This is a genomic window from Chryseobacterium sp. R2A-55 (assembly GCF_021401085.1).
Lineage (GTDB): Bacteria > Bacteroidota > Bacteroidia > Flavobacteriales > Weeksellaceae > Kaistella.
In genome coordinates this window covers 1-501 of sequence record NZ_JACBFP010000035.1, presented here as the reverse complement: position 1 = coordinate 501, position 501 = coordinate 1, and the positions used below count along the sequence as shown (strand labels likewise).

Genomic DNA, 501 nt, shown 5'->3' with positions numbered 1-501 from the left:
GATAAATATCTCTTCTCTGTAAAAGCGATGAGCAAAGTATTCCGGGCGAAGTTTGTGGCTTCATTAAAGGCTTGTGGAATTAAAGATGCTGATCTTATGGAGAAACTCTTCGCCAAAAGCTGGGTCGTCTATGCCAAGCGGCCTTTTGGCGGCCCGAAACAGGTAATTGAATATCTGGGAAGATACACCCACAAAGTCGCCATCAGCAACCACCGCATCAAAGAAGTGACAGATCAGCAGGTCCGTTTTGCCTACAAAGATTACCGCAAAGGCGGCGAGAAAAAAGAAATGACTTTATCGAATGTGGAGTTTGTCAGGAGGTTCAGTCTTCATATCCTGCCGAAAAGATTTGTGCGGATCCGCCATTACGGTATTTTAAGCAGCAGCTGGAAGCGTGGAAAACTTCAGGGTTTGCAAGAAAGTTTAAAAGTGGAACGGAGCGTTTTTGTTCCCCAGACTATGCTCAGAAAATGCCGGTGTTGCAAAGAAGGAAACCTGGTG

The 501-nt window shown here is 45.5% G+C and carries 1 protein-coding gene; it reads left to right on the top strand.

Features of this window, described 5'->3' with window-relative positions; translation table 11 throughout:
• Positions 1-27: 27 nt before the first annotated feature.
• On the top strand, positions 28-501 hold a 474-nt coding region (locus tag L0951_RS13670), incomplete at its 3' end, for a transposase (protein WP_317207207.1).